This window comes from Frondihabitans sp. Leaf304 (assembly GCF_001423105.1).
In the GTDB taxonomy this organism is placed as follows: Bacteria; Actinomycetota; Actinomycetes; order Actinomycetales; family Microbacteriaceae; genus Frondihabitans.
In genome coordinates, this window is record NZ_LMNV01000005.1 from 375,602 (window position 1) to 387,485 (window position 11,884).

Here is an 11,884-nt window from a genome sequence, read left to right on the forward strand (position 1 = left end):
TCATGGGTCTCGGAACCAGAGGTAAGAGCAAGTCGGCCGCTACGAGCCGACGCCACACTCGCCTGCGCAAGAAGATCGTGGGCACGGAAGTTCGCCCCCGTCTCGTCGTCAATCGCTCGGCCCGTCACGTATTCGTGCAGGTCGTCGACGACAGCAAGGGCTACACCGTCGCCAGCGCATCGACCCTCGAGGCCGACATGCGCACGTTCGACGGTGACAAGACGGCTAAGGCCAAGAAGGTCGGCGAGCTCGTCGCCGAGCGCGCCAAGGCTGCCGGAATCGAAGCGGTCGTCTTCGACCGCGGTGGTAACAAGTACGCCGGACGCGTGGCGGCAATTGCCGACGGCGCCCGGGAAGGTGGGTTGGACCTGTGAGCGACGCAACGAACAAGACGCCCGAGCCGACGGCCGAGGCCGTCGTCGAGCGCCCCGTGGAGACGGCTGCCGGCTCCGAGTCGAACAACCGCGAGGGTGGCAACAGTGGTCGTACCGACCGCCGTGGCGCCGGTCGCGGCGACCGGAACCAGGGTCGCGGTGGTCGTGACGACCGCGACAAGAGCCAGTTCCTCGAGCGCGTCGTCACCATCAACCGCGTCTCCAAGGTCGTCAAGGGTGGTCGTCGCTTCAGCTTCACCGCTCTCGTCGTCGTCGGTGACGGTAACGGTCTCGTCGGTGTCGGCTACGGCAAGGCCCGCGAGGTTCCCACCGCCATCTCGAAGGGTGTTGAGGAGGCGAAGAAGAACTTCTTCCGCGTCCCTCGTATCGCGAACACCATTCCGCACCCCGTCCAGGGTGAGGCTGCAGCCGGCGTCGTCCTGCTCCGCCCCGCCGCTGCGGGTACCGGTGTTATCGCCGGTGGTCCGGTTCGCGCCGTTCTGGAGTGCGCTGGCATCCACGACGTTCTGAGCAAGTCGCTCGGTTCGTCGAACACCATCAACATCGTGCACGCGACTGTCGCCGCGCTGCAGCAGCTGGAAGAGCCGCGCGCCGTCGCAGCTCGTCGTGGTCTCGACATCGACCAGGTCGCTCCCGCTCGTCTGCTTCGCATCGAGGCCGACGCTCGTGCTGCCGCAACTGAGAAGGCAGGTGCCTGATGGCTCAGCTCCGCGTGACTCAGATCAAGTCCAAAATTAGCGAGAAGCAGAACCAGCGCGACACGCTGCGCAGCTTGGGTCTCAAGCGAATCGGCCAGACGGTCGTTCGCCCTGATGACAAGCAGAACCGCGGTTACGTCGTAACGGTCGCTCACCTCGTCAAGGTCGAGGAGATTGACTAATGGCTGACACTTCGAAAGACGAAGCCACCACGAAGGCCGCAGCTCCCAAGGCTGCGACCAAGAAGCCTGCCACCAAGGCAGCAACCACTCAGGCCGCAGCGAAGTCGGAGTCTTCCGACGTCGCTCGTCCGCAGATCCTCAAGGTCCACCACCTTCGTCCGGCTCCCGGTGCCAAGAAGGCGAAGACTCGCGTGGGTCGCGGTGAGGGTTCGAAGGGTAAGACCGCTGGTCGCGGTACCAAGGGAACCAAGGCTCGCTACACGGTCCGTGTCGGCTTCGAGGGTGGGCAGATGCCTCTGCACATGCGCACCCCGAAGCTCCGCGGGTTCAAGAACCCGTTCCGCGTCGAGTACCAGGTTGTCAACCTCGACAAGCTGACCGACCTCTACCCCGCCGGCGGTGAGGTCACCGTGAGTGACCTCGTGGCCAAGGGTGCCGTTCGCAAGAACGAGAAGGTCAAGGTGCTCGGCCAGGGCGATCTCGCCGTCAAGCTGACCGTGAGTGTCGACAAGGTCTCCGGCTCTGCCGAAGAGAAGATTGTCGCCGCGGGCGGAACAGTCACCAAGTAGTACCTGAGGGGGTGGTCCGTAAGGGCCACCCCCATCAGTCGTTTATCCTCATACCGGGAGGCCACCATGTTCAGAGCTATTTCGCGGATATTCCGCACACCCGACCTTCGCCGAAAGATCGGGTTCACGCTCGGCATCATCGCGCTCTTCCGGTTGGGCAGCTTCATCCCCTCGCCCTTCGTCGACTACAGCAACGTGCAGGTCTGCCTCGCTGGCAACCAGTCGACCTCGGGCCTCTACGAGCTCGTCAACCTCTTCTCCGGTGGCGCGCTTCTTCAACTTTCGATCTTCGCGCTGGGCATCATGCCCTACATCACATCGTCGATCATCGTGCAGTTGCTCCGCGTGGTCATCCCGCACTTCGACGCGCTGTACAAAGAGGGCCAGACCGGTCAGGCCAAGCTGACGCAGTACACGCGTTACCTCACCATCGCGCTCGGAATCCTCCAGTCCACGACCCTGATCACGGTGGCCCGCTCCGGTGCCCTGTTCGGCTCGTCGACCGTGTCCGAGTGCAGCCAGCTCATCACGAACAACGCCTGGTACGCGATCCTCCTCATGGTCATCACCATGACCGCCGGTACCGGCCTCATCATGTGGATGGGCGAGCTGATCACCGAGCGCGGCATCGGCAACGGAATGTCGCTGCTCATCTTCACGTCGATCGCGGCCAAGTTCCCGACGGCGCTCTGGGCCATCCAGCAGGCGAAGGGCTTCGAGATCTTCCTGATGGTGATCGTCGTCGGCGTCGTCATCATGGGCCTTGTCGTGTTCGTCGAGCAATCACAACGACGGATTCCCGTGCAGTACGCCAAACGAATGGTCGGGCGGCGAACCTACGGTGGCAACAACACGTACATCCCGATCAAGGTCAATATGGCGGGCGTCGTGCCGGTCATCTTCGCCTCGTCGCTCCTGTACCTGCCGGCCCTGGTAGCTCAGTTCAACACGCCGACCAACGGCACGGCTCCGGCCGCGTGGGTCAGCTGGGTCCAGACGAACCTCACGTCGGGCGACAAGCCGCTCTACATGCTCCTTTACTTCATGCTCATCATCGGGTTCACCTACTTCTACGTGGCGATCACGTTCAACCCCGAAGAGGTTGCCGACAACATGAAGAAGTACGGCGGGTTCATCCCCGGCATCCGTGCCGGTCGTCCCACCGCCGACTACCTCGACTACGTGCTCACCCGCGTCACCCTGCCCGGGTCCTTGTATCTGGGCCTCGTCGCCCTCATCCCGCTGATCGCTCTCGCCACAGTGGGCGCGAATCAGAACTTCCCCTTCGGCGGCGCGAGCATTCTGATCATCGTCGGTGTCGGTCTCGAAACGGTGAAGCAGGTCGACTCCCAGCTCCAGCAGCGCCACTACGAGGGTCTTCTTCGATGACCCCGGCTGCAGACGCCCAGGGCACTCGACTGCTCATCGTCGGTCCGCCCGGCGCGGGCAAGGGCACTCAGGCAGTGCGCATTGCTGAGACCTACGGGATCCCCGCGATTTCGACCGGAGACATCTTCCGAGCGAACGTGAAGAACGAGACACCGTTGGGTCTCAAGGTGAAGACCATTCTCGACGCGGGCGACTACGTTCCCGACACGCTGACCAACGAGCTGATCGAAGACCGCCTGGCTCAGCCCGACGCCGAGCAGGGCTTCTTGCTCGACGGTTACCCGCGCACGGCCGATCAGGTCGACTACCTGGAGAGCCTGTTGCAGGGCAAGGGCGAGCAGCTCACAGCAGTCGTGCAACTCGTCGCGGATCGCGATGAGATCGTGGAGCGACTCCGCCGTCGCGCCGTTGAGCAGGGTCGCAGTGACGACACCGAAGAGGCCATTCGGCACCGTCAAGACGTCTATCTCCGCGAGACCGGTCCGCTGATCGCCGCGTATGGCGAGAAGGGCCTCGTACTCGAGGTCGACGGACTCGGTTCGATCGACGAGGTTGCCTCGCGCATCGACGACGCTCTCGCGTCACGGGGCATCCGGCCCACCGCCGCAGCCTGACCTCTTTCCGCTCTCAGAAACGAAGGCACCGCGTGGCTTTTCGCCGTCCCGGCATCTACAAGACCCCCGAAGAACTCCGGCGGATGGTCGCCCCGGGGCTGTTGACCGCGGCCTCGCTCGAGGCCGTCGCCGCGGCGATTCGTCCCGGCATCACGACCGGCGAGCTGGATGCGATCGCCGAGCGGACGATCCGTGCCGGCGGCGGCGAGCCGAACTTCATGCTCGTCCCTGGCTATCGGCACACGGTGTGCGCATCGGTGAATGCCGACGTCGTGCACGGCATTCCGGGCGACCGGGTGCTGGCTGCGGGCGACATCGTGTCGATCGACAGCGGAGCTCAGCTCGACGAGTGGAACGGCGATTCGGCCCGGACGTTCGTGCTTGCCGACCCGTCGGATCCTGAGCGTTTTGCTGAGCGCGAGCGCCTCAACCACGTGACCGAGCAGTCGCTCTGGCACGGCATCGCCGCCCTGGCGGCGGCTTCGCACCTCAATGAGGTGGGCGAAGCGATCGAGGAGTACATCGAGTCGCAGGGCGAATTCGGAATCCTCGAGGACTACGTCGGTCACGGCATCGGACGCTCGATGCACGAAGAGCCCCCGGTGTTCAACTACCGCGTCAAGGGTCGCGGCCCGACGGTCAAGCCCGGCCTGGTCGTGGCCATCGAGCCGATGATCACCGCTGGCGGAATCGAGACCTTCACCCAGGGCGACGACTGGACTGTCACGACGACCGACTCATCTGACTCTGCGCACTGGGAGCACTCGGTCGCGGTCCATGCCGACGGCATCTGGGTGCTGACCGCGCCAGACGGTGGCGCCTCCGGGTTGGCTCCGCTCGGGGTCAAGCCGGTTCCGATCCCGTAGCGCCCCGCTCCCAAGGGGGCACGGCGATGCCTGCCACCCTCGGGAGGTCAGCCGTTGCCGACGGAGCAGGTCTTCTCGGAGGCCGCCTGACCAGTGATGGTCGACGGAAGTGCTGTCGCCGTCGAGCTCGGTGTCGCCGAGGATTTCGGTGTCGCCGTCGTTCCGGACGAGGATCCGCTGCCCGCCGCTGTCCCGCCGCCGGTTGAGCTGCTGCTGCCGGAGGAGCTGCTGCCCGAAGAGCCGCCAGAGCCCGTCGAGCTTTCCGCCTGTGATGCCCGTCCGGTGCTGTCGTCTCCGAGCGTGAACTTGGTGTCGCTCTGCAGGTCGGCATTGAGGATCGCGGCGTCTGCTGCGGCCGGAACGACGCGGTTGGAGTTCTGCGGGTCTTCGGCCGTCGGGTACTGGACGAAGAGGACGCTGGAGAGGTCGATGTCTTTGAGCGCTGTGCCGAGCTCGATCATGGTGTCAGTGTTGCTGAGGCTCCTGGAGAGCGTCATGTTCTTGACGGCGGCGGAGGCGAGGCCGTAGAGCTTCACGGGATTGCTGAGGGTGCCGGCCGAGGCGATCTTGCGCATCATGGCGGAGAGGAACACCTGCTGGGACGAGATTCGCGCGAGGTCGCTGCCGTCGCCCACACCATGGCGCGTGCGGAGGAACTCGAGCGCTTGGAGACCCTTGAGCGTGTGCGTACCGGCGGAGAGCTGCAGGCCCGAGTCGGTGTCGCTGATGGCCTGGGCGACGCAGACGTCGACTCCGCCGACGGCGTTCGACATCGAGATGACGCCGTCGAAGGTGATCTCGGCGGCATAGGGGATGGAGAGACCCGTCAGCGACTCGACGGTGGCGACGGTGCAACCGAGACCCTGGCCGAGGCTGGTGTTGAACTGCTGGTAGCTGAGTGCGGGGAACGTGGCGCCGCCCGTGCCCGTGCAGGCGGGGAGGTCGACCATCAGGTCGCGAGGAAAGCTGATGGCGGTCATCTGCTTGTGGTCGGCCGACAGGTGGATCAGGATCGTGACGTCGTTTCGGCTGCCGTCGGCGACTCCGGCCTGCACCTCGGTCTGACCGACGCGGGTGTCGCTGCCGACGAGGAGGATGTTCGCGCCTCCCTCGATGGCGCCGATCGAGGTGTTCTCGGCGATCTTGTCTTCGGCGGCGCCGATCGACACGCTCTTGATCTGCGACTTGAGGTTGAAGGCGGCGATGGCCGCCACGCTGCCGACGCTCATCACACCGACGCCGAGCGCGACTGCGAGGAGCATTGCCGTGAACCGGAAGGGGTGCGGGCGGCGGAGCTGACCGTGGCGGGCGATGGGGTTCGCGCCCGTATGGCGACGGCTCGTGCGTTCTCCGGGCACGTTTCCTCGTTTCGTAGGGCTGCGACGTCGCTGGACTGGCGCGGCGATCGGCGTGTCGAGTTGACCCGCCAGGTTGAAAAACTGTAGCGCAATCGAATAAGATCGACCCTTGGTGCCGTGGGCCGCTCTCCGCGTGCAATCTTCGGATCGATTCCTATGAGTCGAATCCATGGGCTCTCAGCTTGGCAAGACTTCGGTCTCGTCTGCGAGACGTGCGGCACCAATCCCCGCAAGACCAGCAAACCAATTTTTAGCGACAGTGAGGCTATGGCCAAAAAAGACGGTGTCATCGAAATCGAAGGCGCAGTGGTCGAAGCGCTGCCCAACGCGATGTTTCGTGTTGAGCTGAGCAACGGGCACAAGGTTCTCGCGCACATCTCCGGCAAGATGCGGCAGCACTACATCCGCATCCTCCCCGAAGACCGTGTGATCGTCGAGCTGAGCCCCTACGACTTGACCCGCGGCCGGATCGTCTACCGCTACAAGTAGGCCAGCTCCTCTCCGAGGGTTTACCCCCGGCAAGGGCTGGTGCTGGAAAGGAACGGCTCGACGCATCCGTCGAGCACGAGGCCAGCGAGTCAAAAGGAAGCAACATGAAGGTCAAGCCCAGCGTCAAGCGCATCTGCGAGCACTGCAAGGTGATTCGCCGCAACGGTCGCGTCATGGTGATCTGCAACAGCAACCCGCGTCACAAGCAGCGTCAGGGCTAATAAGCCTGTCTCTGTGGGGCGGTGCTCTGCACCATCTCCACGCAGTGCCACCAGCACGCAGTACCAACAGCACCACTTCAAGCAGCATCAGAAGCTAAGGATCCACGACCACTCGTGGTTCCGGATCCTTGGCGGACACCCAGGGCGGAGGCCCTGGCACCGATGCTGTGACATACCTCCACCATCTCTCAAGGAGAAGCCACAATGGCACGTCTAGCAGGCGTTGACATCCCGCGCGACAAGCGCGTGGAAGTCGCACTGACCTACATCTACGGAGTCGGGCGCACACGCGCTCTCAAGGCTCTTGCCGAGACCTCGGTCGACGGCAACATCCGCGTGAAAGACCTCACCGACGACCAGCTCGTCCTCCTCCGCGACTTCATCGAAGGCAACTTCAAGGTGGAGGGTGACCTTCGTCGCGAGGTCGCCGCCGATATCCGCCGCAAGGTCGAGATCGGAAGCTACGAGGGCATCCGCCACCGTCGCGGTCTGCCCGTGCGCGGCCAGCGCACCAAGACGAACGCTCGTACCCGCAAGGGCCCGAAGCGCACCGTCGCCGGCAAGAAGAAGGCTCGATAGGCCCGGCGCCCGCCGTAGCCATCTAGGTTGTAGGAGAAAAAATTGGCAGCACCGAAGTCGGCCGCGCGTAAGCCCCGCCGTAAAGAGAAGAAGAACGTCGCAGTGGGCCAGGCCCACATCAAGTCGACCTTCAACAACACCATCGTTTCGATCACCGATCCCTCGGGTGCCGTGCTGAGCTGGGCTTCGTCCGGCGCCGTCGGCTTCAAGGGCTCGCGCAAGTCGACCCCGTTCGCCGCACAGCTCGCAGCCGAGTCGGCCGCGCGCCAGGCTCAGGAGCACGGCGTCAAGAAGGTCGACGTGTTCGTGAAGGGCCCGGGATCGGGTCGCGAGACCGCCATCCGCTCGCTCCAGGCCGCTGGCCTCGAGGTGGGTTCCATCAACGACGTCACGCCGCAGGCGCACAACGGGTGCCGCCCGCCGAAGCGTCGCCGCGTCTGAGTTAGCCGTTTCGCCGTGCCTCCGGTGCCCTCCTCGCGGGGGCTCCGGGGTCGCGGCGTTCCGCTCGTTCTCTCGTCACCCGGCTCCGACGCCGCTCGCGTCCGGTCGCCGAGGTGCTTCACAACTCAACAGACCGACTGACAGCCACCAGTCGTACCGCCAAGAGTCATATAGCGGACTCTTCGCCGAAAGGAATCCACAGTGCTCATTGCACAGCGCCCCACTCTCACCGAGGAGAACATCTCGGAGTTCCGCTCCCGCTTCGTGATCGAGCCCCTCGAGCCTGGCTTCGGCTACACGCTCGGCAACTCGATGCGTCGCACCCTCCTTTCGTCGATCCCCGGAGCAGCTGTCACCAGCATCCGCATCGACGGCGTGCTTCACGAGTTCACGACTGTTCCCGGTGTGAAAGAAGACGTCACCGAGATCATCCTGAACATCAAGAGCCTGGTCGTCGCGAGCGAGCACGACGAGCCGATCACGGCCTACCTGCGCAAGCAGGGCGCCGGTCAGGTCACCGCCGCCGACATCTCGGTTCCCGCCGGTGTCGAGGTGCACAACCCCGACCTGGTTATCGCGACGCTGAACGACAAGGCGAAGTTCGAGCTCGAGCTCACGATCGAGCGTGGCCGTGGCTACGTGTCGGCCGTGCAGAACCGCTCGGAGTTCTCCGAGGCCGGTCAGATCCCGATCGACTCGATCTACTCGCCCGTCCTCAAGGTGACCTACCGCGTCGAGGCGACTCGTGCCGGTGAGCGCACCGACTTCGACCGCCTGGTCGTCGACGTCGAGACCAAGCCCGCGATCAGCCCGCGCGACGCCATCGCTTCGGCCGGCCGCACGCTGACCGAGCTGTTCGGACTCGCTCGCGAGCTCAACAACGCGGCCGAGGGCATCGAGATCGGCCCCGCGCCGGTCGACGCCGTCCTCTCGTCGGAGCTCCAGACGCCGATCGAAGACCTCGACCTCTCCGTGCGCAGCTACAACTGCCTCAAGCGCGAGGGCATCAACACGGTTTCCGAACTGGTCGCTCTCTCGGAGACGCAGCTCATGAACATCCGTAACTTCGGACAGAAGTCGGTCGATGAGGTGAAGGACAAGCTCGTCGAGCTCGGCCTCTCGCTGAAAGACACCGTGCCCGGTTTCGACGGCGCTCACTTCTACAGCGGCTACGACGAGGAGGAGACCAACTAGGTCTCCTGGCTCTTCTCGCCGTATCCACTTACACACCTTTAGGAATCCACCATGCCAAAGCCCACCAAGGGTGCCCGCCTCGGAGGCGGACCCGCTCACGAGCGTCTTCTCCTCGCCAACATGGCCGGCCAGCTGTTCACGTACAAGAGCATCAAGACGACCGAGACGAAGGCCAAGCGCCTCCGCCCCGTCGCCGAGCGTCTCGTCACCTTCGCCAAGCGCGGTGACCTGCACTCGCGTCGTCGCGTGCTGAGCATCCTCCGCAACAAAGAGACCACGCACGTCCTGTTCTCCGAGGTCGCGCCGCTGGTCGAGCTGCGTGAGGGCGGCTACACCCGCATCACGAAGCTCGGCTTCCGCAAGGGCGACAACGCGTCGATGGTGCAGATCGAGCTCGTTCTCGAGCCCGTGACCCCGAAGACCAAGAAGTCGTCGTCGAAGGCTGCTGCTGCCGCTCCCGCCTCGACCGAGGCCCTGCTGGAGGAGCCGGCTGAAGAGCTGACCACCTCCGACGAGGCGATCATCGAGGCCACGACCGAGGCTCCCGACGCCGATAACGCCGCCGAGACGACCGAGGCTGACGCCGAGGCCGCCTTCAGCGACGAGGCTCCGGCCGACGACGCCGCTGCCGACGAGGCCAAGAAGTAACTAGCAACTCGCACCACCCAGAAGGCCCACCCTCCTCAGGAGGGTGGGCCTTCTGCCGTCTCGCGCCCCTGCCGTCTCCAGCGCCACCCGGCTTGCAAATTCGAAGGAAAAACCCGCCGGCGGCGACGAGAACATGCCGATCCGGGCCCGGTGTGACGAGAATCTCCTTCAAATTCGGAGGGGCGGCAGGTCGGTAGACTCGTCGACCGTGAGCGACGAGATGACAAGGATCCGCCTCGACGTCTCTTACGACGGGACCGCCTTCAATGGCTGGAGCACCCAGCCGGGCCTCCGCACGGTCGAGGGCGAGCTCACCCGGGCTCTCGAGATCACGCTCCAGCGCTACCTGCCGGCGCCTCGACTGATCGTGGCCGGTCGCACCGACACGGGTGTCCACGCCATCGGCCAGGTCGTGCACCTCGATCTCACACCTGAGCAGTTCGCCTTTCTGTCGGTGGCGCATCGCAACCGCACGAAGTACCCCCCGTATCCGCCTGCCATGCGACTCGGTCGACGGATCAACGGTCTGGCGGGCGCGGAGGGCGACCTCCACGTCACGGACGCCACGATCGTGCCCCGCACCTTCGACGCGCGCTACTCGGCCCTCTGGCGCGAATACGAGTACCGGGTGTCGGATCTCTCAGGCCCCCGACATCCGATCCGCCGCCTCGACACACTGTGGTTCGACGCGACGGTCGACGTCGACCGGATGAACGCAGCAGCCCTCTCGCTCCTCGGCTTGGAAGACTGGGCGGCGTACTGTCAGCAGCGCGATGGCGCGACGACCATCCGCACACTGGAGGCATTCCACTGGCGACGCGACCCGGATGGGATCCTCGTCGCCCGCGTGCGAGCCGACGCCTTCTGCCACAGCATGGTGCGGTCGCTGGTCGGTGCGACGCTCGCCGTCGGCGAGGGCCGCCTGGAGGTCGACGACGTGGTCAGGATCCGAGACTCCCGCGCCCGCAAGGGCCAGTTCAAGGTCGCCGCGGCCAACGGCCTCACTCTGATGCACGTCGCCTACCCCGACGAAGCGGAGTTCGCCTCGCGAGCGGCCCTCACCCGCTCGAAGCGCGAGGCCATGTGACGGACGCGACCGGTTCGCTTGCCGGGTGTTGTCGGATCCTGTAACGTAACCCCTTGGTGTCTGCGCAACTGCGCGCTTCACCCGAAGTTGAGCCCTCCACCTGACTCATTCGTCTCGCATCGCGAGTGAATGGCAACGGAGCGGGATTCACGAACCTCTCACCTCGACCAGAAAGCAGCACTACTGTGACGCGCACTTTCTCCCCCAAGCCGGCTGATGTTCAGCCGGAGTGGCTGATCATCGACGCGAACGACATCGTTCTCGGCCGTCTCGCCAGCCACGTCGCCGCACTCCTCCGCGGCAAGCACAAGCCGACCTTTGCTCCGCACATGGACATGGGCGACTTCGTCATCGTCATCAACGCCGAGAAGGTCGCACTGACCGGCTCCAAGCTTCAGACGAAGCTCGCCTACCGCCACTCGGGTTACCCGGGCGGCCTCCGCGCTCAGACCTACGCCGAGATGCTCGAGAAGCACCCGACTCGCGCCGTCGAGAAGGCGATCCGCGGCATGCTGCCGAAGAACTCGCTGGGCCGTGCCCAGATCTCGAAGCTGAAGGTGTACGCGGGCCCTGAGCACCCTCACGCCGCTCAGAAGCCCACGGTGTACACCCTCGACCAGGTCGCCCAGTAGCGACCGCTGAAGACTTAAGGATCCCTACAGTGGCAAGCATCGCCGATTCCATCGAATCCACCCCCGAGAGCTTCACGACCGAGAGCGCAGCCCCGGTTGCCGCGGCCGCCCCTCGCCCCGTCCTCACCGTCGGCGGCGGCGCCGTCGGTCGTCGCAAGCAGGCCATCGCCCGCGTGCGCCTCACGCCCGGCACCGGTGTCATCACCGTCAACGGCCGTACGCTCGAGGAGTACTTCCCCAACAAGCTGCACCAGCAGCTGATCAACGACCCGTTCAAGGTCCTCGACCTGCTCGGCTCGTACGACGTCGTCGCGAAGATCTCCGGTGGTGGCCCCTCGGGTCAGGCCGGCGCCCTCCGCCTCGGCATCAGCCGCACGCTGAACGAGATCGACGAAGAGAACAACCGCGCCGAGCTGAAGAAGGCGGGCTTCCTCAGCCGCGACGCTCGCGTCAAGGAGCGCAAGAAGGCTGGTCTCAAGAAGGCCCGTAAGGCTCCTCAGTTCTCCAAGCGCTAACACCTGG

At 65.0% G+C, this 11,884-nt stretch carries 17 protein-coding genes; 16 read left to right on the top strand and 1 reads right to left on the bottom strand.

Going from position 1 to position 11,884, the window contains the following annotated elements; all coding sequences use genetic code 11:
* Positions 1–2: 2 nt before the first annotated feature.
* From rplR to map, 7 genes are all read left to right on the top strand, one after another.
* On the top strand, positions 3–374 hold the full coding sequence (gene rplR / locus ASF54_RS15255) for a 50S ribosomal protein L18 (protein ID WP_055965011.1): 372 nt from the start codon (positions 3–5) through the stop codon (positions 372–374).
* Entirely contained in the window at positions 371–1,093 is a 723-nt protein-coding gene (gene rpsE / locus ASF54_RS15260; RefSeq protein ID WP_084816339.1) for a 30S ribosomal protein S5, read from the top strand. Before rplR ends, rpsE begins: the two co-directional genes overlap by 4 nt.
* Positions 1,093–1,275, top strand: a complete 183-nt coding sequence (gene rpmD, locus ASF54_RS15265; protein WP_194600685.1) for a 50S ribosomal protein L30 — start codon at positions 1,093–1,095, stop codon at positions 1,273–1,275. The genes rpsE and rpmD overlap by 1 nt, the downstream gene beginning before the upstream one ends.
* Entirely contained in the window at positions 1,275–1,844 is a 570-nt protein-coding gene (gene rplO, locus ASF54_RS15270; protein ID WP_084816340.1) for a 50S ribosomal protein L15, read from the top strand. The genes rpmD and rplO overlap by 1 nt, the downstream gene beginning before the upstream one ends.
* A gap of 66 nt (positions 1,845–1,910) precedes the next feature.
* On the top strand, positions 1,911–3,233 hold the full coding sequence (secY, locus tag ASF54_RS15275) for a preprotein translocase subunit SecY (RefSeq protein ID WP_055965016.1): 1,323 nt from the start codon (positions 1,911–1,913) through the stop codon (positions 3,231–3,233).
* Positions 3,230–3,847 (top strand): adenylate kinase, encoded by a 618-nt coding sequence (locus ASF54_RS15280; protein ID WP_200919634.1) that lies wholly within the window; start codon positions 3,230–3,232, stop codon positions 3,845–3,847. Before secY ends, ASF54_RS15280 begins: the two co-directional genes overlap by 4 nt.
* A gap of 32 nt (positions 3,848–3,879) precedes the next feature.
* A complete protein-coding gene (gene map, locus ASF54_RS15285; RefSeq protein ID WP_084816341.1) occupies positions 3,880–4,713 on the top strand; it encodes a type I methionyl aminopeptidase in 834 nt (277 codons plus the stop codon).
* Positions 4,714–4,760: 47 nt separating this feature from the next.
* Here the strand turns inward: map and ASF54_RS15290 are convergent, their stop codons facing one another.
* The gene (locus ASF54_RS15290) at positions 4,761–6,071 is read right to left on the bottom strand and encodes an LCP family protein (protein WP_055965019.1); all 1,311 of its coding nucleotides are present in this window, start codon (positions 6,069–6,071) and stop codon (positions 4,761–4,763) included.
* A 267-nt stretch (positions 6,072–6,338) separates the two neighbouring features.
* Between ASF54_RS15290 and infA the strand changes: the two genes are divergently transcribed.
* The 9 genes from infA to rpsI all read left to right on the top strand — a co-directional run bounded on the left by infA (position 6,339) and on the right by rpsI (position 11,877).
* On the top strand, positions 6,339–6,560 hold the full coding sequence (gene infA / locus ASF54_RS15295; protein WP_055965022.1) for a translation initiation factor IF-1: 222 nt from the start codon (positions 6,339–6,341) through the stop codon (positions 6,558–6,560).
* 104 nt (positions 6,561–6,664) lie between these two features.
* Positions 6,665–6,781 (top strand): 50S ribosomal protein L36, encoded by a 117-nt coding sequence (rpmJ, locus tag ASF54_RS15300; RefSeq protein WP_055965025.1) that lies wholly within the window; start codon positions 6,665–6,667, stop codon positions 6,779–6,781.
* Between the two features lie 204 nt (positions 6,782–6,985).
* Positions 6,986–7,360: a 30S ribosomal protein S13 gene (gene rpsM, locus ASF54_RS15305; protein WP_055965028.1), complete on the top strand. Its 375-nt coding sequence runs from the start codon at positions 6,986–6,988 to the stop codon at positions 7,358–7,360.
* A gap of 42 nt (positions 7,361–7,402) precedes the next feature.
* Entirely contained in the window at positions 7,403–7,801 is a 399-nt protein-coding gene (gene rpsK, locus ASF54_RS15310) for a 30S ribosomal protein S11 (protein WP_055799944.1), read from the top strand.
* 201 nt (positions 7,802–8,002) lie between these two features.
* A complete protein-coding gene (locus tag ASF54_RS15315) occupies positions 8,003–8,995 on the top strand; it encodes a DNA-directed RNA polymerase subunit alpha (protein ID WP_055965031.1) in 993 nt (330 codons plus the stop codon).
* Between the two features lie 51 nt (positions 8,996–9,046).
* Complete coding sequence (rplQ, locus tag ASF54_RS15320; RefSeq protein ID WP_055965034.1) at positions 9,047–9,643, top strand: 50S ribosomal protein L17; 597 nt, start codon at positions 9,047–9,049, stop codon at positions 9,641–9,643.
* Between the two features lie 208 nt (positions 9,644–9,851).
* On the top strand, positions 9,852–10,730 hold the full coding sequence (locus tag ASF54_RS15325) for a tRNA pseudouridine synthase A (protein WP_233572916.1): 879 nt from the start codon (positions 9,852–9,854) through the stop codon (positions 10,728–10,730).
* A gap of 185 nt (positions 10,731–10,915) precedes the next feature.
* Positions 10,916–11,362, top strand: coding sequence for a 50S ribosomal protein L13 (gene rplM / locus ASF54_RS15330; RefSeq protein WP_055965036.1), 447 nt, complete (start codon positions 10,916–10,918; stop codon positions 11,360–11,362).
* 29 nt (positions 11,363–11,391) lie between these two features.
* Positions 11,392–11,877, top strand: coding sequence for a 30S ribosomal protein S9 (gene rpsI, locus ASF54_RS15335; RefSeq protein ID WP_055965039.1), 486 nt, complete (start codon positions 11,392–11,394; stop codon positions 11,875–11,877).
* The last annotated feature ends 7 nt before the right edge of the window (positions 11,878–11,884 follow it).